General features: G+C 72.3%; 21 protein-coding genes and 1 riboswitch. Of the genes, 6 read left to right on the top strand and 15 right to left on the bottom strand.

From position 1 onward, the window contains the following. Positions 1-20 precede the first annotated feature (20 nt). The 5 genes from ACN28G_RS09500 (at position 21) to ACN28G_RS09480 (ending at position 4,656) form a co-directional block, all read left to right on the top strand. A complete protein-coding gene (locus tag ACN28G_RS09500; protein WP_421478927.1) occupies positions 21-1,013 on the top strand; it encodes an ABC transporter substrate-binding protein in 993 nt (330 codons plus the stop codon). Continuing rightward, positions 1,010-1,795, top strand: coding sequence for an ABC transporter ATP-binding protein (locus ACN28G_RS09495; protein ID WP_091437370.1), 786 nt, complete (start codon positions 1,010-1,012; stop codon positions 1,793-1,795). The genes ACN28G_RS09500 and ACN28G_RS09495 overlap by 4 nt, the downstream gene beginning before the upstream one ends. Next, positions 1,792-2,487: a class I SAM-dependent methyltransferase gene (locus ACN28G_RS09490; RefSeq protein WP_091437366.1), complete on the top strand. Its 696-nt coding sequence runs from the start codon at positions 1,792-1,794 to the stop codon at positions 2,485-2,487. The genes ACN28G_RS09495 and ACN28G_RS09490 overlap by 4 nt, the downstream gene beginning before the upstream one ends. 288 nt (positions 2,488-2,775) lie before the next feature. Continuing rightward, positions 2,776-3,318 carry a hypothetical protein gene (locus ACN28G_RS09485; RefSeq protein ID WP_091437363.1) on the top strand — a complete coding sequence of 181 codons (543 nt, stop codon included), beginning with the start codon at positions 2,776-2,778 and terminating at the stop codon, positions 3,316-3,318. 168 nt (positions 3,319-3,486) lie between these two features. After that, positions 3,487-4,656, top strand: coding sequence for an AbfB domain-containing protein (locus tag ACN28G_RS09480; RefSeq protein ID WP_421478926.1), 1,170 nt, complete (start codon positions 3,487-3,489; stop codon positions 4,654-4,656). A gap of 121 nt (positions 4,657-4,777) precedes the next feature. Here the strand turns inward: ACN28G_RS09480 and metE are convergent, their stop codons facing one another. From metE to ACN28G_RS09460, 4 genes are all read right to left on the bottom strand, one after another. Next, complete coding sequence (gene metE / locus ACN28G_RS09475) at positions 4,778-7,015, bottom strand: 5-methyltetrahydropteroyltriglutamate--homocysteine S-methyltransferase (protein ID WP_421478925.1); 2,238 nt, start codon at positions 7,013-7,015, stop codon at positions 4,778-4,780. A 115-nt stretch (positions 7,016-7,130) separates the two neighbouring features. Next, positions 7,131-7,342, bottom strand: a riboswitch (cobalamin riboswitch). A 13-nt stretch (positions 7,343-7,355) separates the two neighbouring features. After that, entirely contained in the window at positions 7,356-7,871 is a 516-nt protein-coding gene (locus ACN28G_RS09470; protein ID WP_268239719.1) for a CDP-diacylglycerol diphosphatase, read from the bottom strand. Beyond that, positions 7,872-8,267: a hypothetical protein gene (locus ACN28G_RS09465; protein ID WP_229688499.1), complete on the bottom strand. Its 396-nt coding sequence runs from the start codon at positions 8,265-8,267 to the stop codon at positions 7,872-7,874. A 225-nt stretch (positions 8,268-8,492) separates the two neighbouring features. After that, entirely contained in the window at positions 8,493-9,395 is a 903-nt protein-coding gene (locus ACN28G_RS09460) for a hydroxymethylglutaryl-CoA lyase (protein ID WP_091437354.1), read from the bottom strand. A 74-nt stretch (positions 9,396-9,469) separates the two neighbouring features. On the opposite strand from ACN28G_RS09460, the gene ACN28G_RS09455 reads away from it, so the two are divergent. Continuing rightward, positions 9,470-10,132, top strand: coding sequence for a GntR family transcriptional regulator (locus tag ACN28G_RS09455; RefSeq protein WP_091437351.1), 663 nt, complete (start codon positions 9,470-9,472; stop codon positions 10,130-10,132). A 62-nt stretch (positions 10,133-10,194) separates the two neighbouring features. Here ACN28G_RS09455 and ACN28G_RS09450 read toward each other — a convergent pair whose 3' ends face one another. The 11 genes from ACN28G_RS09450 to ACN28G_RS09400 form a co-directional block, all read right to left on the bottom strand. Then, the gene (locus tag ACN28G_RS09450; protein ID WP_091437348.1) at positions 10,195-11,154 is read right to left on the bottom strand and encodes an ABC transporter ATP-binding protein; all 960 of its coding nucleotides are present in this window, start codon (positions 11,152-11,154) and stop codon (positions 10,195-10,197) included. Beyond that, entirely contained in the window at positions 11,151-12,188 is a 1,038-nt protein-coding gene (locus ACN28G_RS09445) for an ABC transporter ATP-binding protein (RefSeq protein WP_175440527.1), read from the bottom strand. Before ACN28G_RS09445 ends, ACN28G_RS09450 begins: the two co-directional genes overlap by 4 nt. Beyond that, complete coding sequence (locus ACN28G_RS09440; RefSeq protein WP_421478924.1) at positions 12,185-13,051, bottom strand: ABC transporter permease; 867 nt, start codon at positions 13,049-13,051, stop codon at positions 12,185-12,187. Before ACN28G_RS09440 ends, ACN28G_RS09445 begins: the two co-directional genes overlap by 4 nt. Beyond that, positions 13,044-14,057 carry an ABC transporter permease gene (locus ACN28G_RS09435; RefSeq protein ID WP_091446382.1) on the bottom strand — a complete coding sequence of 338 codons (1,014 nt, stop codon included), beginning with the start codon at positions 14,055-14,057 and terminating at the stop codon, positions 13,044-13,046. Before ACN28G_RS09435 ends, ACN28G_RS09440 begins: the two co-directional genes overlap by 8 nt. After that, positions 14,057-14,692 (bottom strand): isochorismatase family protein, encoded by a 636-nt coding sequence (locus ACN28G_RS09430; RefSeq protein ID WP_091437336.1) that lies wholly within the window; start codon positions 14,690-14,692, stop codon positions 14,057-14,059. Before ACN28G_RS09430 ends, ACN28G_RS09435 begins: the two co-directional genes overlap by 1 nt. 12 nt (positions 14,693-14,704) lie before the next feature. Further along, positions 14,705-15,916: a CaiB/BaiF CoA transferase family protein gene (locus ACN28G_RS09425; RefSeq protein WP_091446380.1), complete on the bottom strand. Its 1,212-nt coding sequence runs from the start codon at positions 15,914-15,916 to the stop codon at positions 14,705-14,707. A gap of 123 nt (positions 15,917-16,039) precedes the next feature. Then, the gene (locus tag ACN28G_RS09420) at positions 16,040-17,473 is read right to left on the bottom strand and encodes an FAD-dependent oxidoreductase (protein WP_091437333.1); all 1,434 of its coding nucleotides are present in this window, start codon (positions 17,471-17,473) and stop codon (positions 16,040-16,042) included. Next, on the bottom strand, positions 17,470-18,276 hold the full coding sequence (locus ACN28G_RS09415) for an alpha/beta fold hydrolase (protein ID WP_091437329.1): 807 nt from the start codon (positions 18,274-18,276) through the stop codon (positions 17,470-17,472). The genes ACN28G_RS09420 and ACN28G_RS09415 overlap by 4 nt, the downstream gene beginning before the upstream one ends. Before the next feature lies 1 nt (position 18,277). Next, positions 18,278-18,598, bottom strand: a complete 321-nt coding sequence (locus ACN28G_RS09410; protein ID WP_229688497.1) for a BMC domain-containing protein — start codon at positions 18,596-18,598, stop codon at positions 18,278-18,280. A gap of 1 nt (position 18,599) precedes the next feature. Next, entirely contained in the window at positions 18,600-18,887 is a 288-nt protein-coding gene (locus tag ACN28G_RS09405; protein ID WP_091437326.1) for a EutN/CcmL family microcompartment protein, read from the bottom strand. Positions 18,888-18,906: 19 nt separating this feature from the next. Next, a complete protein-coding gene (locus ACN28G_RS09400; protein WP_091437323.1) occupies positions 18,907-19,539 on the bottom strand; it encodes a hypothetical protein in 633 nt (210 codons plus the stop codon). Position 19,540: the final 1 nt, after the last annotated feature.

Below are 19,540 nucleotides of genomic sequence, written 5' to 3'. Positions count from 1 at the left end.
CGACGAGTCCAGGAGAAGACTTGACGACGTACCGCCTCGCCGGCACCGCTGCCGCGTCCGTCTGCGTACTGCTGCTCGCCGCGTGCGGGTCCGACGGTGGCGGAGCGACCACGGCCGCCGGGCCCGGCTACCCGCTCACCGTGACCAACTGCGGCGCGCAGGTGACCTTCGACGACGCGCCGCAACGTGTCGTGCTGCTCAAGAGTTCCGCCGTTCCGTACCTGCACGCGCTCGGGGTGATGGACCGGGTCACCGCCCGCGCCGGGCAGTACCCGAAGGAGTACTACGACGCGGCCACCCAGGCCGAGCTGGACCGGATCCCGCTGCTGACCGACAAGACCGACACCAGCGGCCACCTGCAGATCTCCAAGGAGGTGGTGATCAGTCAACAGCCGGACCTGGTGCTCGGTGAGGTCGACAACCTGTCCCGCGACACCCTCTCCGCGGTGGACATCCCGCTGTTGGAGGAGCCTGCCATGTGCCCCGACAGCACCGGTGCGCCGACCTTCGACGACATCTACGAGCAGATGCGGGCCTACGGCCGGGTGTTCGACCGGGACACCGAGGCCGCCACGGCGGTCACCGCGCTGCGCGAGCGGATGACCAGGATCCAGACCCAGGCTTCGGCGCCGGCTGACGGGCGTACGGCGGCGGTGCTGTATCCGACCGTCGGTGGTGGCACCACCTACGCCTACGGCACCGCCAGCATGGCCCACCCCCAGTTGGAGGCCGCCGGGTTCCGCAACGTCTTCGCCGACGTCCGGGAACGGGTCTTCGAGGTCACCGTGGAGGAACTGCTCGGCCGCGACCCCGACGTGCTGATCCTGCTCCACGGCGACGGTGATCCCCGGGCGGTCGAGCAGGGACTCACCGGACTGCCCGGCGCCGAGAAGCTCAAGGCCGTCCGGGCGGGCAACGTGATGACCCAGCTGTTCAACTTCACCGAGCCACCCACCCCGCTGTCGATCGACGGCCTCGAACGCATCATGCGGCGCTTCCCGGCGGCCCCGTGATCTCCGCGACCGGCGTCTCCTGGCACTACGGCACCAACCCGGTGATCGACGCGGTGACCGTGACCGCCCGGCCGGGTCGGGTCCTCGGCCTGATCGGCCCGAACGGCAGCGGCAAGACCACCCTGCTGCGGTTGCTCTACGGGGCGCTGCACAGCCGTACCGGCCAGGTCCGGGTGGACGACGACGAGTTGTCCACCCTGACACCACGGGAGGCCGCGCGCCGGCTGGCCGTGGTGGTGCAGGAGACCGGCGGCGAGACGGCGTTGACCGTGGCGGAGCTGGTGCTGCTGGGCCGGGGTCCGCACCTGTCGACGTTCCAGCGCACCGGCCGGGTCGACCACGAGATCGCCGCCCGCGCTCTGGCCCGGGTCGGCGGCTCACACCTGGCCGCCCGGGCCTTCACCCAACTCTCCGGCGGTGAGCGCCAGCGGGTGCTGATCGCCCGGGCGCTCGCCCAGCAGGCGACCCACCTGCTGCTCGACGAGCCCACCAACCATCTGGACATCCGCTACCAGCACGAGATCCTGCACCTGGTACGCCACCTGGGCACCTGCTCGGTGGTCGTGCTGCACGACCTCAACCTCGCCGCCCGGTACTGCGACGACCTGGTGCTGCTCGGCTCCGGCGGGGTGGTCGCCGCCGGCACCACCGACGAGGTGCTCGACCCGGTGCTCCTCGAACCCGTCTACGGCATCGGCATCCGCCGGCTGGACCTCGACGGCGCCATCCACCTGTTGTTCCAACCGGTCGACCAGACCACCGAGGAGAGGATCGCCGCATGACGGCCCAGCACCGCATCGACGCCTACTGGAACGGCCGCGCGCCCAGCTACGACGAGTACGTGCAACGCCCCGACCGCTTCGCCGACGACCAGCGGGCCTGGTCGGAGATCTGGTCCCGGGCCCTGCCCGACCCGCCGCTGGACGTCCTCGACGTCGGCACCGGCACCGGACAGGCCGCGATGGTGCTGGCCGGACTCGGGCACCGGGTCACCGGCATCGACCTCGCCGAGGGCATGCTGGAGCGGGCCCGCCGGCACGCCGCGGCGATGGCCGACGGTCCGGTGATCAGGCACGGTGACGCCGTCCACCCCGACTTTCCCGCCGCCAGCTTCGACGCGGTGACCAGCCGGTACCTGATGTGGACGCTGCGCGAGCCGGAGGTCGCCGTGGCGAACTGGATCCGGTTGCTGCGGCCGGGCGGCACCGTCGCGGTCGTCGACAGCACCTGGTTCCCCGACGGACTGCCCGAGACCCCGGGCGGCCTCGCCGACCACTACGACGACCAGGTCCGGGCGATGCTGCCGCTGGCCGCCGCACAGTCCATCGACCAGACCGTCGCCGTACTGGAGAAGGCGGGACTCGACGACGTCACGGTCACCCCGCTGACCTCGGTGTACGAGCTGGACCGCCGGTTCGGGGTGGCCCCCGACCACGAACACCAGCTCCAGTTCCTGGTCACCGGCCGGGCCTGAGCCGCCGCCCGGTCCAGCCCGACCGGGGTGAAACCCGCTCTCGTTCCGGCGCGGCAGCGGGCACGCGGCGCTGCGCTGCGGCGACGAGGAGGCGGCCGCGCTACTGCCCGCCTGCGGCACCGACACGGTACGGGCGCTGCTGCCGGACCTGGAACACGCGCTGCACCCGGAACGGCTGGTCCGGTGGCACGCCGGGCCGTTGCTGGAGCGGGTCGGCGAGCGGCTGGCCGCGGCCCCGCCGGAGCGGCGGGCCCGGATCTGGACCGAGACCGCCGGGGCGGTGCTGCGGTGCGACCCGGGACCCGCCTGGTCGACGAGGACGCGTACGACGACAGGCCCGGTGGACCCGCTGCGGACCGCCCGGCCCGGCGCCGTATCGACCTCCTGGCCCGGGGTGCGGCCGTCCGCTCCGGTGGCCGGCCGGCCGGTGCCGACCGGAACGCCCTGGTCGAGGCGGCGCGGTGGCTGGCCGACCGACCCACCTTCACCGGTACGGCCACCGAACTACTGGTCGCCCTCGGCCGGCTGGACAATCTGGACGAGATCGCCGACACGGTCACCTGTCGACCCGGCCTCGCCGTCGGTGTCGCCGACCTGGTCGACGCCCGCCGGCAGGCCCTGCGCGACCGGCTCGATCCGACGGTGCTCATCGCGACGGTCGGGCGGTCGGCCGGACGTGGTGACCTGGCCGGTGGACTGCTGGCGGTGGCGTTGGTCCGGCACGGGGCCGGATTCGGGTGGCCCGGCCCGTGGCGGGACCTGCTGCTCGACCTGCGTCGGCATCCGGACCTCGACGTGCGTGAACAGGCGTTCGGCATCGACATGAGCTGACCGGCGCGCCCCGGGTAGGTCCACGGTGGACCTCGACCGGCGCCGGATAAACTTGATCACGGATCGGCATGCGTACTGGCGTTGGTCGGGTGGGAAATGAGAACGTATGCCGGCAACAATCTGACATGTCCGGGTGAGCGCGTGCGCCGGAAGTAGCAGGAGACCACTATGCCCGAAACCGGCAACGACCAGTCACGCCTGCGGATCGGCGGCTGGATTCGCCGGTCAGGTCCGCCCGGCCGGGGCATCACCGACCGGTGGTCCGACCGGCCGGACACCGGACCGCAGTGGTACGAGCCCGCCGGTCTACTCCGGCACCGCGCCGCGGCACCGCCGCCGCCTCCGGTCACCCTGCCCCCGACCGCCTGGCCGAGCGGGGTGTCTCCGGCCGGTGCCGACCTCGCCGGCAGGCAGAGCGCCGTCGTCGTCCGACGGACCGGACCCGACACGCCGGCAGGCGTCCCGTCGCGCAGCGGCCTGACCGATCGGGCCCGCCCGCGCCGCGCCCTGCTGATGGGCGGCGTCGCCCTGGTCGCCCTCACCGGTGTCGTGGCGGTGACGGCGCTGTACGCCGGCACCAGCCAGGAACCGGTCCGCGGTGAGTTCGTCGCCGGGGTGCCGAGCGGTGCGGACTTTCCCGCCAACGGCGGCGCGCCGTACACAGTGGAGGGTCTCGGCTCGGGCACCCCCGAACGCAGCGCCACGCCGTCCGGCCCGGCCGACGGCCCCACCGTGCAGCCGGGGCTCAACCCGCGTGCCGCCGGCACCGACCACGACGCGTCCACCCCGGCTACCGCCGGTAGCACCCCGGCCAGCGCCGGCAGCACCCCGGCGAAGCCCGCCACCAGCTCCACCGCGCCGGCTCCGGCCGCGCCGACCTCCCCGGCCGGACCCACGTTGACCCCGGGTGCCCGGATCGGCCTGGAACTGGCCGGCCGGCCCGGCCACCGGGTCCGGCACGCCTTCTTCGAGGCCCGCGTCGACCGGGTCGACGCCGGCAGCGACACCGGTACGAAGGCCGACGCCGCGTTCGTCGTGCGCGCCGGTCTCGGTACCCGCAGCTGCGTCTCCTTCGAGTCGGTGAACTTCCCCGGTCACTACCTGCGCCACCACGAGTTCCGGGTGTTCCTGCACCGCGCCGACGGCAGTGCCGACTTCGCCGCCGACGCCACCTTCTGCCCGGTCCCCGGCCTCGGCGGCGCGCACACGTCCCTGCGGACGACCAACCATCCGGAGCACTACCTGCGGCACGACGCCCGGGGACAGATGCGGATCTCCCGGGTGGGCGACGGCGCCTCGGCAGCCACCGCCACCTTCCGGGTCCGTCCCGCCCTGTGACCGGTCGGCAGGCGCCCGCCGACCGGCTGAACCGGTCGGCTCCGCCACGGCGGTGCCCGGCCGGCGGGGCCCCGGGCCACCGGACGGTCCCCGACAGTGGGGACCGTCCGGTGCCGCGCGGTCAGTCCCGGCGTACCTCGGCGGCGGCCGCGACCAGCTGCCGCAGGGACGCCTCCACCTCGCGGTAGCCGCGGGTCTTCAGGCCGCAGTCCGGGTTGACCCACAGCCGGGACGCCGGCACCGCGGCCACGGCCCGGCGCAGCGCCTCGACCACCTCGTCGGCCGGGGGGACCCGGGGAGAGTGGATGTCCCACACCCCGGGGCCGACGCCCCGGCCGTAGCCGACGGCGGCGAGGTCGTCGAGGACCTCCATCTTCGACCGGGACGCCTCGATGCTGGTCACGTCGGCGTCGAGGGCGTCGATCGCGTCGATCACCTCACCGAACTCCGAATAGCACAGGTGGGTGTGGATCTGGGTGTCGTCGGCGACGCCGCTGGTGGCCAGCCGGAACGCGGCCACCGCCCAGTCCAGGTACGCCCGCTGGTCGGCCCGGCGCAGCGGCAGCGTCTCGCGCAACGCCGGCTCGTCGACCTGGATCACCCGGATCCCGGCGGCCTCCAGGTCGTGGCACTCGTCGCGCAGGGCCAGCGCCACCTGGTCGGCGGTGTCCGCCAGCGGCTGGTCGGCGCGGACGAAGGACCAGGCCAGGATGGTGACCGGGCCGGTAAGCATGCCCTTGACCGGTCTGCTGGTGAGCGACTGCGCGTAGGTGGACCAGTCGAGGGTCATCGGTGCCCGGCGCGCCACGTCACCGAAGATGACCGGCGGGCGTACGCAGCGGGAGCCGTAGGACTGCACCCAACCGTGTTCGGTGGCGGCGAACCCGTCGAGCTGCTCGCCGAAGTACTGCACCATGTCGTTGCGTTCCGGTTCGCCGTGCACCAGCACGTCCAGGCCCAGCCGTTCCTGCAGCCGGATCACCCGTTCCACCTCGGCGCGCATCCGCGCGGTGTAGCCGGCGTCGTCCAGGCCACCCGCCCGGTACGCGGCGCGGGCCCGACGCAGCTCGTCGGTCTGCGGGAACGACCCGATGGTGGTGGTGGGCAGCTCCGGCAGGCCGAGCCGGTCCTGCTGCCGGGCGGCCCGGGTCTCGTAGTCGCCACGTCGCCGGTCGGTGGGGCGCAGCGCGGCGAGGCGGCCGCGTACCTCGTCGTGCCGCCAGGCGGCGGGGGCGGCCGGCAGCGGCGCGGGCAGCACGGTGGTGCCGTCGCGCAGCGCCCGGCCGAGCAGCACGACCTCGTCGACCTTCTGCCGGGCGAACGCGAGCCGTTCGGCCAGCCGGGGGTCCAGACGCGACTCGGCGGTCAGGTCGACCGGCACGTGCAGCAGGGAACAGGAGGTGGAGACGGCGACGTGGTCGGCCAGGCCGGCGATCGTCGCCCCGATCGAGACGGCGGCCCGCAGGTCGGTACGCCAGATGTTGTGGCCGTCGACCAGGCCGGCGACGATGGTCCGGCCGCCCAGCGGGCCGGCGGCGGCCAGCCGCTGGAGGTTTCCCGCGCCGGCGACCAGGTCCAGGCCGATCGCCTCGACCGGGGTGTCCAGCAGCGCCGGTAGCGCGTCACCGAGTTCGCCGAAGTAGCTGGCGACGAAGATCCGGGGCCGGTGGGTGAGGGTACCGAGCCGGGTGTAGGCCCGGCGCAACGCGTCGATCTCGGCGGGGGTGCGGTCCGTGACGTAGCCGGGCTCGTCCAGCTGCACCCAGGGCACCCCCGCGTCGGCCAACGCGGTGAGGATCTCCGCGTAGGTCCCGACCAGCTCGTCGAGGCGGGCGAACGGGTCGTCGCCCTTGGCCAGCAGCAGGAACGTGGCCGGTCCGACCAGGACCGGCCGGGTGGTCAGCCCCAGCGCGCGGGCCTCGGCGTACTCGGTGAGCGCCTTGGCCGGGTTCGCCGTGAAGACGGTGTCGGCGGCGATCTCCGGCACCAGGTAGTGGTAGTTGGTGGCGAACCACTTGGTCAGCTCCAACGCCGGCTCGGTCTCGACGCCCCGGGCCATGGCGAAGTAGGTGTCCATCTCGGACAGGCCCAACCGGGCGAACCGGGCCGGGACGGCGCCGACCGCGACGGCGGTGTCCAGCACGTGGTCGTAGTAGGAGAAGGTGTTCGACGGGATCGCGTCGAGGCGGGCGTCGCGCAGCGTCCGCCACACCTCGGCCCGCAGGCCGGCGGCGGTACGCGCCAGGCCGTCGGCGTCGAGGGCGCCGGCCCAGTACGCCTCGACGGCCTTCTTCAGTTCACGGTCGGCGCCGATGCGCGGATACCCGAGCACGGTGCTCTGACCGAATGCGGTGTTCATCGACAGGGGGTCCTTCCCTCGAAGCGCCCGGCGGGCACGGGAGGGGAAGGTAGGCGCCCCGGAGGCACCGGCTTCCGCCCTGACCCTCCCGAGGGGCCGCCGGCGGCGCACACCGGCGGTGTGCGCGGCGCTGGCAGGTCTTCGGACTCGTGGGCGTGACACACAGGTCGCCTACTGGCCGTCGCTTCCCAGACCTCACGGTCCAGTGCTTCGTTGACGGCGGTCGTTCCCACTCACCGCTGCGGGGCAGTCCCGGTCTCGCACCGGGTTCCCTCTTACGACGTCCCACCCTCACGGGCGGGACGAACCAGCACCACGGGACATCGTACGCGCTGTCCGGTCAGTTGTACGCCAGCAGGAAGTCGGTGGTGCCCGTGCCGCCGGGTTGCCCCATCGCGACGGGCAGTCCGGGTTCGCTGTTGAGCACGTAGAACCCGCCGTTGCCGATCAGGCGGGGCGTCACCGCCATCATCTGCGCGGCCATCGTCGAGCCGGTCGGTCGTACCACGCTGTCCAGCAGCAGCCGGAAGAGGTTGTCGTTGAGGTTCGCCACGTGCAGCACCCGGTAGGACCGGGGAGCCGGGGTACCGGTGCTCGTCAGCCCCCAGATCGGCACGATCTGGTTGCGCCACCGCGCCGGGTCGTTGCTGATCGCGCTGTCGTGGCTGTTCAGCTGGGTCTGGATGCCGGAGTGGATGCCGGCCAGGTGGATGTGCAGCTGGTCCTGGGTACGGATCGTCGGGTCGGCCGAGTTGATCCCCAGCCCGATGTTGGGGTACACGACCTGTCCCGGCTGCCCGGGTTGTGCGTTGTTCCACGCCTCCAGCCAGTAGTTCGGGGCGGCGGCGGTGGTGATTCACGGGCACTCGATGCCCCGGACGCGGCAGCTCGGGACGAGCAGGTAGTCGTGGTTGGACCCGGACCCGCCGTTGAGGATCACGTAGGTGGGTGTCGTCCGCAGGCACTGCGAAAAGGGCGGGCCGACCTTGGTGCCCTCGCAGACCTGCACCCGGTCCCACAGGTCGAACCGGCCACCGGTGTCTGCCGGGAAGCCACACGCCGCGGAGGGCGTGGGACAGGGGGCCGGGCCGCCGGGGCCGCCGAGCGCCGGTGGCGATCCGGGGGTGGCCGCCGGCCCCGCCGACCCGCCGTCGGCCAGGGCACCGCCCGCGCCCACCAGACCGAGCAGGCCGACGGCGCCGGCGGTGCCCGAGAGAGCCACCAACTGACGTCTGCGCACACGATCGCCCATCTGCAACCTCCGTGGGGAGCCCGAGCCGGACGCGTCGGGACGGGTCACCGTGCGACTCGGCGCGGTGACGACCGAAAGAAACGTGAACGTCGCTAGATTAGGACGAACAACCCAACAGAGGACACAACGCCTGACGGGGTCGCCTGATCGTGTCGCGGAGCAACCCGGCCGTGGCGACGACGGCGGTCCCGCGACCGCCCGTCCGAACCACCGGGGTCGGAGCGGTCACTGCGGCTCGGCCGGGAACCAGCCGGCCCGACCGAGCGCACCCGGCACAGTGGCCTTGCCGAGTTGGTCGCCGATCCAGGCGGCCGTCCCGATCACCAGCCGGGGGTCCAGGCCGGTCGGATGACCGGAGCGGTGCAGCGCGTAGACCAGGTCCTCGGTCGCGACGTTGCCGGTGGCCGCCGGGGCGAAGGGGCAGCCACCGATCCCGCCGACACTGGCGTCGAGAACCCGCACGCCGGCCTCGACCGCCGCCAGCGCGTTGGCGATGCCGGTGTTGCGGGTGTCGTGGAAGTGCGCGCGCAGCGGCACCCCCGGGGCCGCCGCCGCGGCGGCCCGCACCAGCTGCCGGACCTGGGCGGGAACTCCCACACCGATGGTGTCGGCCAGGGCGATCTCGTCCGGCTCGGCGGCGGCCAACCGTCGCACCAGGTCGGCGACGACCGTCGGGGCGACCTCGCCCTCGAAGGGGCAGCCGAAGGCGGCGGCCACGGTGACGCTGGCCTTCCGGCCGGCGGCGTGGGCGGCTCCGGCTATCGCGGCCCACTGCTGGACCATGGCGTCGACCGAGGCGCCCTGGTTGCGTCGACTGAACGTCTCGGTGGCGACCACGACACAGTTGACCTCGTCCACCCCGGCGGCGAGCGCCCGGTCGAGCCCGCGCCGGTTGAGCACCAGACCGATGTACGATACGTCGCTGTGTCGGGGCACCTCGGCCATGACGGCCTCCGCATCGGCCATCTGGGGCACCCGGTCGGCGCGGACGAACGAGACCGCCTCGACCCGGCGGGCTCCGGCGTCGACGCACCGTCGGATGAGCTCGATCTTGCGCGCTGTCGGCAGGATCTCGGCCTCGTTCTGCAACCCGTCCCGGGGGGACACTTCCACCACACCAACCGTCATGTGTATACAATCTCAGACCGTCGGACGGGCGGCAAGGATGCCAGCCCGCCATCACTCGACACCACGGAGGCACGGTGACGAATGCCGGCCAGGACGCCTACGAGGCGTTACGGGCTGCGATTCTGAGCGGCTCCATCGGCCCACGGGAACGGTTGGGTGAGGTCGAACTGTCCCGGCAGTTCGGGGTGAGCAGGACGCCGATCCGGGAGGCTCTGCGCCGGCTCACGGCGGAGGGGCTCGTCGTCTTCCAGCCCAACCGCGGCGCCCGGGTCGCGGAGTGGTCACTCAGTGACCTGCAGGACACCTACGAGATCCGGGCCCGGCTGGAGAGCTACGGCGCGGCGTTGGCCGCCCACCGCATCGACGCCGACTGGCTACCGAAGCTCAGCCTGCTCTGCGACCAGATGGAACAGCGGGCGGAGCGGATGACCCCGCCGGACCTGGACGAGATCGCCAGCCTCAACGCCGAGCTGCACGGGCTGGTCATCAGCGCCGCCGCGAGTCCGCGGCTGACCTCGCTGTTGTCGGCCGTGGTGGAGGTGCCACTGATCATCCGGGCGTTCCGGCTCTACACACCGGACGCGCTGGCCCGCAGCATGGCGCACCACCGTGATCTGGTGGCGGCGCTGCGGACCCGGGACGCCGAGTGGGCGTCGAGCACCATGCGGGCCCACGTGCTGGCCGCGCGCCGGGTGCTGCTGGACGCCATGACGGACCGCGCCGAGCCCCGACCCTGAGCACCCCCGGTCGGCGGCGGCGACCATCGACCGGGGGCACCGCCCGGCCGGCACGCACCCGGTCAGCTACCGGGTGCGCCCGGTTTCACGCAGGCCACCTGCCGGTCCGCGTCGATCGGAGCCAGTCGGACGTCAATTTGTACACACTTCTCCTCGCTGACCGGACAGCGCCCGTACAGCACACAGCCGGTCACCCGCTGGGTCGGGCTCAGCGGCTCGCCCACCAGCCGGGCCGGCGGCAGCTCCTGGTCGGGATCGACCGGAAGCGCCGCGGCCAGCAGGGCCCGGGTGTACGGGTGCTGCGGGTCGGCGAACACCCGCTCGGAGGGACCGGTCTCGACCACCCGGCCCCGGTACATGACCGCGATCCGGTCGCTGACGTAGCGGACCGTGTGGATGTCGTGCGAGATGAACAGGTACCCCATGCCGAGTTCGGTCTGCAGGTCGGCCAGCAGTTGCAGGATCTGGGCACGCACCGACAGGTCGAGTGACGAGGTCGGCTCGTCGAGGACGATCAGGGCCGGCCTGGTCACGATCGCGCGTGCGATGCCCACGCGTTGCTGCTGGCCGCCACTGAGTTCCCCGGGATACCGCCGCGCCATGTCGGGGGCGAGCCCCACCTGTTCGATCACCGCGCTGACCCGGGCGCGACGGTCGGCCGCCGAGATGTTCGGCTGGTGGATGGCCAGCGGCTCGCCGACGATGTCGGCCACCCGCATCCGCGGGTTCAACGACTCGAACGGCTCCTGAAAGATGATCTGCAGCTTCGCCCGTAGTCGCCGCAGCTCGGCGGGGGGCAGCGCGAGCACGTCCGTACCCTGGAAGTGGACCGACCCGTGGGTCGGCTCGATCAGTCGCAGCGCCAGCCGGCCCAACGTCGACTTGCCCGACCCGCTCTCCCCGATGATCGCCAGCGTCTCACCGGCGTCCACCGACAGCGACACGTCGTCGAGGGCGTAGACGCGGGTGGCACCACCGACCGGGAACTCCTTGCTGACGTTCGCCAACTTCAGCAGACTCACCTGACGACCTCCGGCTCCTTCGACAGGTGACACCAGTACGTCTGGCCGCCTCCGACGGTCGCCGCTTCGGGGATCACGTGGTCGCAGGGCGCGAAGGCATCCGGGCAGCGCGCCTGGAAGGGGCACCCCCGCGGGTAGTCGACCAGGTCCGGAAGTCGCCCGGTGAGGTGCACCAACGGCTGCCCGGGTCGGGGCACGGCCCGGATCAGCGCCTGCGTGTACGGGTGGCGCGGCGTGTTGAGCACGTCGCGCACCGCACCGTGTTCGATGACCTTGCCGGCGTACATCACCACCACCCGGTCGCAGTACTGGGCCACCACCCCGAGGTCGTGGGTGACCAGCAGCATCGACCGGCCGTGCTGCTGGACCAGGCCACGGATCAGGTCCAGGATCTGACGCTGCACGGTCAGGTCGAGGCCGGTGGTCGGTTCGTCGGCGACGACGAGGGCCGGGTCGAGCAGCATGGCCATGGCGATGACGACCCGCTGGGCCATGCCGCCGCTCAACTGGTGCGGGTAACCGTCGAGCACCCGGTCCGGTCCGGCGATGCCGACGTCGGCCAGTGCGGTCCGGGCCCGGTCCCGGGCCGTGCCGCCCGAGCGGACACCGTGCGCGGCCATGATGTTGGCGAACTGGCGGTGGATGCGCAGCACCGGGTTCAGCGCGCTGAACGGGTTCTGCGCGATGAACCCGATCTGCCGTCCGCGCAGCCGGCGCAGCTGCGCGCCGCGCAGGCCAAGCAGGTCGACGCCGTCGAACATGGCGGTGCCGTCCACCACCCGCCCCGGCGGACGGACCAGCCCGAGAATCGACCGGATGGTCACCGACTTGCCGCAGCCGCTCTCCCCGACCACGCCGACGATCTCCGCCCGGTCTACGTGGAAGTCGACGCCGTTGACCGCGTGCACCAGGCCGTCCGGGGTGTCGAACCGGGTGGTCAGGCCGCTCACCTCCAGCAGACGGCCCGCCGGCTGGGTGGTGGCCGGTGCCCCGGGGAGGGCACCGGTGCCGGGTAGGACGTCGCGGGCGGTCACCGCTGCCTCGCCCGGCCGAAGGTGTCCTGCAACTCGTCGCTGATGGCGTTGAAACACAGCACGGTCAGGAAGATGGCGAGGCCGGGAAAGACCGAGACCCACCACTGGCCGGTCGTCATGTTCTGTGCTCCTGTCTGGATCATTGCTCCCCAGCTGGCGTCGGCGGCGTTGATGCCGATGCCCAGGAAGGAGAGCGAGGCGATCACGACGATCGAGTGCGCCACCGCCAGCGACGCCTGGGCCAGGATGATGCCCGTCATGTTCGGCAGGACGTGCCGGAACATGACCCGGGGGCCGGTCGCGCCGATGGCGTGTGCCGCCTCGACGTACCGGCTCTCCCGGATGGTCAGGCCCTCGCTGCGGACCAGCCGGACGAACCGGGGAACGTTGATGACGGCGATGGCCACCACGACGTTCTCGATGTTGTTGCCCATCAGGGCGACCAGCGCGATGGCCAGGATCAGCAGCGGAAACGCCTGGAACACGTCGAGCGCGCGGACGACGCGCTCACCCCAGGGCCCCCGGTGCAGGGCGGCCAGTCCGAGCAGCACGCCGATCACGAGCGAGATGAGCATGCCGGCCAGCGCCAGCGGGATGTCCACACCGGCCGAGGCGACCAGCCGGCTGAAGACGTCGATGCCGAACTTGTCGGTGCCCATCCAGTGCACGCCGTCGGGGGCCGCGAGCGGGTTGGCCAGCGGCTCCGCCGGGTCGTGCGGCAGGGGCGCGAGGTAGGCCGCGGCCAGCATGGCCGTCAGGATGCCGGTGGGCACCCAGAGCCGCAGTCGTCGGCCGCTCCGGCGGCGCTTCGGTGTCTTCGGGGCGGTGGCCGTGGTGGCATCAACGGCCAGGCTCTCAGTCATAACGCACCCTCGGATCGAGCACCGCGACCAGGATGTCCAGTGCGGTGAAGGCCAACAGGGTTCCGAGTCCGGCGACCAGGATGAAGCCCTGGACGGCCGGCATGTCCAGTTGGAGGATGGAGTCGATGGCCCACTCTCCGAAGCCGCCCCAGGAGAAGATGGTCTCGATGATCGCCGCGCCGCCGAGCAGCGCGGCGAGCAGGATGCCGCCGTAGGTCAGGATCGGGGTCCGGGCCTGCCGGAAGGCGTAGCCGAGCACGGTCCGCTCGGGCAGGCCGCAGGCCCGGGCGAACTCGACCTGCTTGGACTCCAGGGCGGGCACCAGCGAGGCGTAGGTGCTGCGGGCGAAGTACGCCGAGTAGTAGATGCCCAGGGTCAGCACCGGCAGCATCGAGTGCGCCACCGCCGAGCGGAAGGTGGCCAGGTCACCGGCGATCAGTGCGTCGACCAGCAGCGCGCCGGTGACCGTCGGCGGTGGCTCGTCCATCAGGCCGAGCCGACCGACCGGGGCCGGTGCCCAGCCGGCGAGGTAGAAGCAGAGGTAGATCAGCAGCAGGGCCAGGAAGAAGTCCGGGATCGACTGGAACGTGGTGACGACGAACCGGGAGGCCCGGTCGGTAAGCGTGCCCTTGAAGTACGCGCCCACGGTGCCCAGAGCCACGCCGAGCACGGCGGCGAGGGTGAGCGAGAGGAAGACCAGTTCGAGGGTGGCCGGGGCGAACCGCGCGATCTCGGACAGGATCGGCCGGTCGGTGTAGTACGACGATCCCAGGTCACCGCGGACCAGGCCGCCCACGTAGTCGACGAACCGTTCCCACAGGGGCCGGTCCAGGCCGAGCCGGCGCTCGATCTCGGCCAACTCCTCCGGGCCGGCCGCGGGGCCGGCGATGACCCCCACCGGGTTGCCCGGCAACGCGTTGACCAAAAGGAACGCCAGCACGATAACGGACAGCAGGCCCACCGGCAGAAAGAGCAACCGCCGTCGTGCGTACCCGAGGACCCGCATCACGCACCTCCCGGTCCGAGCAGCGCCATCGCCTCGTCGAGGGTCAGGACCTCGGCGTACTTCGCGGCCAGGTCGAACAACGTGGCCTGGTGCGGGCGTGGGTCCCGGTCCAGACAGGCGTCGGCCACGACGAGCGGGACGAACCCGTGCTGCAACGCGTCCACCGCGGTTGCCCGGACGCACCCGCTCGTCGAGGCGCCGACGATCAGCAACGCGTCCACCCCGAGCACCCGCAGGGTGCTGGCCAGGCTGGTGCCGAAGAAGGCGCTGGCGTACTGCTTGGTCACCACCGGTTCACCGGCGACGGGAGCCAGCTCCGGTGGTGCGGCGGCGAACTCACCGCCGCGTTCGAAGACCCGCAGGGCCGGCACCTTGCGGGTGAACAGGCCGCCGTCGAGTCCACCGGGGGCGAGCTCGACCCGGGTGTGGATCACCGGCACGTGCTGGCGCCGCGCGGCGTCGAGCAGTGTGGCGCAGGCCCGCAGGGCCGGCGGTTCCGGCTGGCCGGCGTAGAGCGGTGACGCCGGATCGAGGTAGGCCCGGACGAGGTCGACCACGAGCAGCGCGCGGCTCGATCCGTGCCCCAGGCCGCCGCCGAAGCCCGCCCTGCGGTAGTCCCCCTGGAGATCGTTCACCGTGCGCCGCCGCTAGATGACGCCGCTGGTGCGCAGCGCGTCGATCTCGGCCGTCTCCATGCCCACGATGTCGGTCAGGACCTCGTCGGTGTGTTCACCCAGCCGCGGTCCGGTCCACTTCACCCGTCCCGGGGTCATCGACAGCCTGGGCACCACGTTCTGCATCGGGAACTCGCCGAACTCGGGGTGGGCGATCCGGACGATCGCCTCGCGGGCGGCGAAGTGCTCGTCGCGCAGCATCTCCGGGGCCCGGTAGACCCGCCCGGTCGGTACGTCGTTCTCGATCATCACCGCCATCAGTTCCTCGGTGTCGTGCTGCCCCGACCACTTCGCGATGATCTCGTCCAGCTCGACCTGGTTGCGGCCCCGTGCGGCGTGGCTGGCGAAACGTGGGTCGGTGCCCAGCTCCGCCATGCCCATGGCCACGGCCAACCGGCGGAAGACGGTGTCCTGGTTGGCCGCGATGAGCACCAGCCCCTCGTCTCGGGTCGGGTACACGTTGGACGGGGCGATGTTGGGCAGGATGGCGCCGGTGCGCTCGCGCACGTGGCCACCCAGGGCGTACTCGGGAAGCAGCGACTCCATCATCGCCAGGACCGCCTCGTAGATCGCCGAGTCGACGATCTGGCCGCGGCCGGTCCGGTCGCGCACCCGCAACGCCAGCAGCGCGCCCAGGGCGGCGAAGGTGCCCGCCAGGGAGTCGCCGAGGCTGATGCCGACCCGGCTCGGCGGGGTCTGCGGGTCGCCGACGACGTACCGCAGGCCGCCCATGGCCTCCCCGACGGAACCGTAACCGGGGCGTGCCGAGTAGGGGCCGTTCTGGCCGAAGCCGGAGACCTGGACCATGACCAGGCCGGGGTTGGCCACCGACAGCTGCTCGTAGCCGAGCCCCCAGCGCTTCATCGTCCCGGGGCGGAAGTTCTCCACCACCACGTCGCACTGGGCGATCAGCCGCCGGGCGACGTCCTGCCCCTCGGGGGTGCGCAGGTCCACGGTGACCGACTTCTTGTTGCGGGCCACGATCGGCCACCACAGCGACTTGCCGTGCGGCTTCTCCTGGCCCCACTCGCGCATCGGGTCGCCCTGACGCGGTGGCTCGCACTTGATGACCTCGGCGCCGAAGTCGGCCAGCAGCTGGCTGCAGAAGGGCCCCGCGAGCAGGGAGCCGAACTCGACCACGCGCACGCCGTGCAGCGGTCCTTCGTGGTGCAGATCGCTAGTCATGAACACCTCTCATAGCAGCCACCGAGTGGTCGTTGTATACAACAGTGATGCACCACTCGCTGTCAACACTTGTTTTTGCCGGCACGGACTCGGCGTCCGCGCCTTTATGCATACATATGCCGGTCAGGGGTCCACACTCGTCCGCTCGCCCAGCCGTCGGCCCAACCGCCGTCCGAAGGCCAGCGCCGGGGTCACCGCCATCCCGCCGCAGAACGCCGCCCCGCTGGTGGCGCCCATCCCGATGGCCTCCCCGATCGCGTGCAGCCCGGCCACGGCCGTGCCGTCGGCCCGCCGGACCCGGAAGTCGGTGTCGACGTCCAGTCCGCCGAAACTGCACAGCAGCGCGGCCACCGACCGCACCGCGTAGTACGGCGGTCGGCTGACCGGATGTCCCAACACCCGGCGACCGAGCGGGTCCACCCCCTGCTCGACCGCCAGGTTGAACGCCCGCACGGTGCGCTCCAGCCCCGGCGCGTCGATGCCCGCCCGGCGGGCGAGGTCGGCGAGGTCGTCGGCGACCCACGCCACGTCCCCCCGGCGCGCCTCCGTCCGGAACCGGTCGGCACCCCAGGCGGGTACCAGTGGCGCGCCCGCCGCCACGGCCGGCTCGTCACAGACGATCCAGAACTCTGCCCCCGGTTGCTCCTGCACGGCCCGTTCGTGGCGCGTGACGTCGTCGAGGTCCTCGGCGACGAACCGTTGCCCCGCCGAGTTCACCCAGATCTCCCGAGGCGGGCGCTCGGCCGGGGCGAGGTGGGCCAGCTCGGTCCAGAAGTCCACCCGGCCGGGGTCGGAGCGGCGCTCCAACAGGCCCAGTCGGGGCGTGTGCAGGTCGGCGAAGCGGACGCTGCCGCCCAGTGGCACCGCCAACTCGATCGCGGTACCGGTCGAGGTGGGTGCCGCGTTGGTCACCAGGCGTGGCCGGTTCGGCGTCAGCGCACGGAACAGGTCGGGGTTGGCGCCGTACCCGCCCGAGGCCAGGACGGTGACCCCGGCGCGGAGCTCGCGGGGGCCCTCGGCGGTATGCACCACGGCGCCGGTGACCACGCCCGCGGTCGTGGTCAACTCCGCGGCACGCGTGCCCAGCCGCAGGCTGACCCGGCCCGCGCTGACCTGCTCGGCAAGCAGCGGTCGCAGGGTCTCCAGGATCGACCGGCCGTGCCCGGTACCCCAGTAGGTCCGGGGCCGGGAGTACGGGGAGTGCCCGTGGTAGACCACTGGCGTGCCCGGAGCGAAGGGGAAACCGTTGTCGTCCAACCAGTCGACGAGCCCCGCGGCCTCGTCGACGGCGAGCCGGATGAGCGCCGGGTCCCCCCGGTGGTGCCCGATCCGCAGCACGTCGGCGAAGTGCCGGTCCGGGTCGTCGTCGATGCCCGCCCGACGTTGCCGACGGGTGCCCGCGGCGCTCAGGTGCCCGGCCGAGACACCCAGCGTCCCGCCGATGTCGGCACCCACGTCGACCAGCTCGACCCGCAGCCCCGCCCGCGCCGCCTCGATCGCACACGGCAGACCGGCGGTGCCGGCCCCGATCACCAGCAGGTCCGCCTGCTCGCTCACCGGGCACCGACCCGGTCGGCCCCCGGCTCACGCCCGGTGACAAAGGACGACACCACCGCGGCGAACTCCTCCGGCACCCGCCACGGCAGCTGACCGGTGGTGTCGGTCAACCGGACCGCCGTGGCGTCGGGACGGATCTCCCGGGCCAGTGCGTCGCCGCCGGCCAGCATGTCCCGCTCCGCGGTCAGCAGCAGCACCGGGCAGGGCACCGTGCGCAGCGGCTCGGTCGGGTCGTACCGGAAGGCGGCCCGGTAGGCCCAGTTGTAACGCTCGAAGACCGCGGCGATGTTCGCCACGGCGAGGTTGACGAGTGCCGGGGGCCCCTCCCAGATGTCGAGGTAGCGGGCCCAGAGTTCGCGCAGGTGCCCACCGGCCGGGTCGATCGGCTTGTCCGGCGCCCAGGACGCGCCCAGTCGTTCCCGTTCGGCCCGGTCCAGCACCAGGCCCGACAGGATCGCGTGGGTGACCCGGCCGGGCTCGGCGAGGTGGGCCACCGCAAGCGCCAGCGAGGCACCGGTGTGCTGCCCCGCGACGGCGAACCGGCCGATGCCCAGCGCGTCGACGGCGTCGAGCAGCAGGCGGGCGTAGTCGGGGATCTCCGGGGTGCCGGCGGGCGGGTCGGAGAGCCCGTACCCGGGCGTGTCCAGGGCGTAGGCGCGCAGCGACCGGCCGAGGGCGGGCAGGGCCGGCTCGAACACGTTGGACGCCTGCGGCGACTCGTGGAAGAGCACCAGCGCGGGGCCACCGGTACCGCTGGCACGGTAGTGGATCTGCGCCCCGGCCGGGCCGACGTAGCCACGCATGTCACTGCTCCCCAGGTCGGGTGGTGGGGGGTTCGACCGGTCCGGCGTCACGCAGGACCGCCGTCGGTACGGCGGGTCGACCGATGACCGTCGACGCGACCGTGCCGCCGATCGCGGTGACCGCCAGCCGGGCACTCTCCACCGCCGCCGTCACCGACGCCATGTCGCCGACGACGGAGACCGTCACGATCCCGTCGCCGATCCGGCGGACGCCGATCAGCCGCACCTGGGCCGCCTTGGCCATCACGTCGACGGCGACGATCGAGGCGGTCAGTCCGTGCGTCTCGACCACGCCGAGGGCACCGGTATCCCACAGGTCCACGTCAGTCCTTTACGTAGTTGACCCACGCCTCGGTCTCCAGCCGGTCGACGATCGCGACGATTGTGGAGTCCACGGGCGCCTGACTGGATTGCCGTTGCACCAGCCGTGCCGCACCACCCATGGCGACCAGGACGACCTCTCCCCGGCCGGCCCCGACGGTGTCGACGGCGACGTACGGCTCCACGGCGTGCGTCTCACCCAGGGGCGCGACGACGAGCAGCTTGGCGCCGGTCAGCTCCTCGGACTTGACGGTGCTGACCACCGAGCCGATCACCCGGGCGATACGCATGCCGAACCACCTCGTTCCTCTAGCGTCGGTGCGACCAGGGTCTGGTGTCGAAGGCGCGGCGGACCGCGTCCCGGGCCGACTCCACCTCCGAGTGCAGCCCGGAGACCCACAGCCGACCGAACTGGCCGACCCCCCGGACGTCCACGATCTTGACCCCGGCGGACTTCTCCACCTCGTTGCCCACGGCGGAGATGTACGCCGCGGGTTGGCACTCGACCACCAGCATCGACTCGCCGGCCACCAGCAGTGAGCCCTTGCGGGAACGGTTCACCAGTTGCGCCTGATAGGCGTCGATGTTGGAGACGATCTTCGCCGAGACCAGTTCCGCCGGTTGCGCGTCGGCCTCGGTGAACCCGAGCAGGTCGAGGATGGTCTGACCGGCCTGACGGACCGCGTCCTGCGACATCGAGTGCAGTTCCGTCATGCCGTACTGCCGCTCGACGACCTGGGAACCGGGGCGGACCCCGGCAGCCTTGACCGCGGCGTCGACCAGGGCGTAGACGTCGCTGCCCGGGGAGATCTCCAGGTAGAGCTCGGACATCCCCTCGACCACCGGATCGCCCGACATCACGCTGCCGAGCAGGGCGGCCATCTGCGGTTGGAGCCGGTCCACGAACGCGAAGGTGCGCAGCTCGACGGCGCTGTGGGCCATG

The organism is Micromonospora sp. WMMA1923, assembly GCF_049179195.1.
Lineage (GTDB): Bacteria > Actinomycetota > Actinomycetes > Mycobacteriales > Micromonosporaceae > Micromonospora > Micromonospora yangpuensis.
The sequence above is the reverse complement of the archived record's forward strand: the minus strand, read 5'-3'. Positions and strand labels throughout refer to the sequence as shown.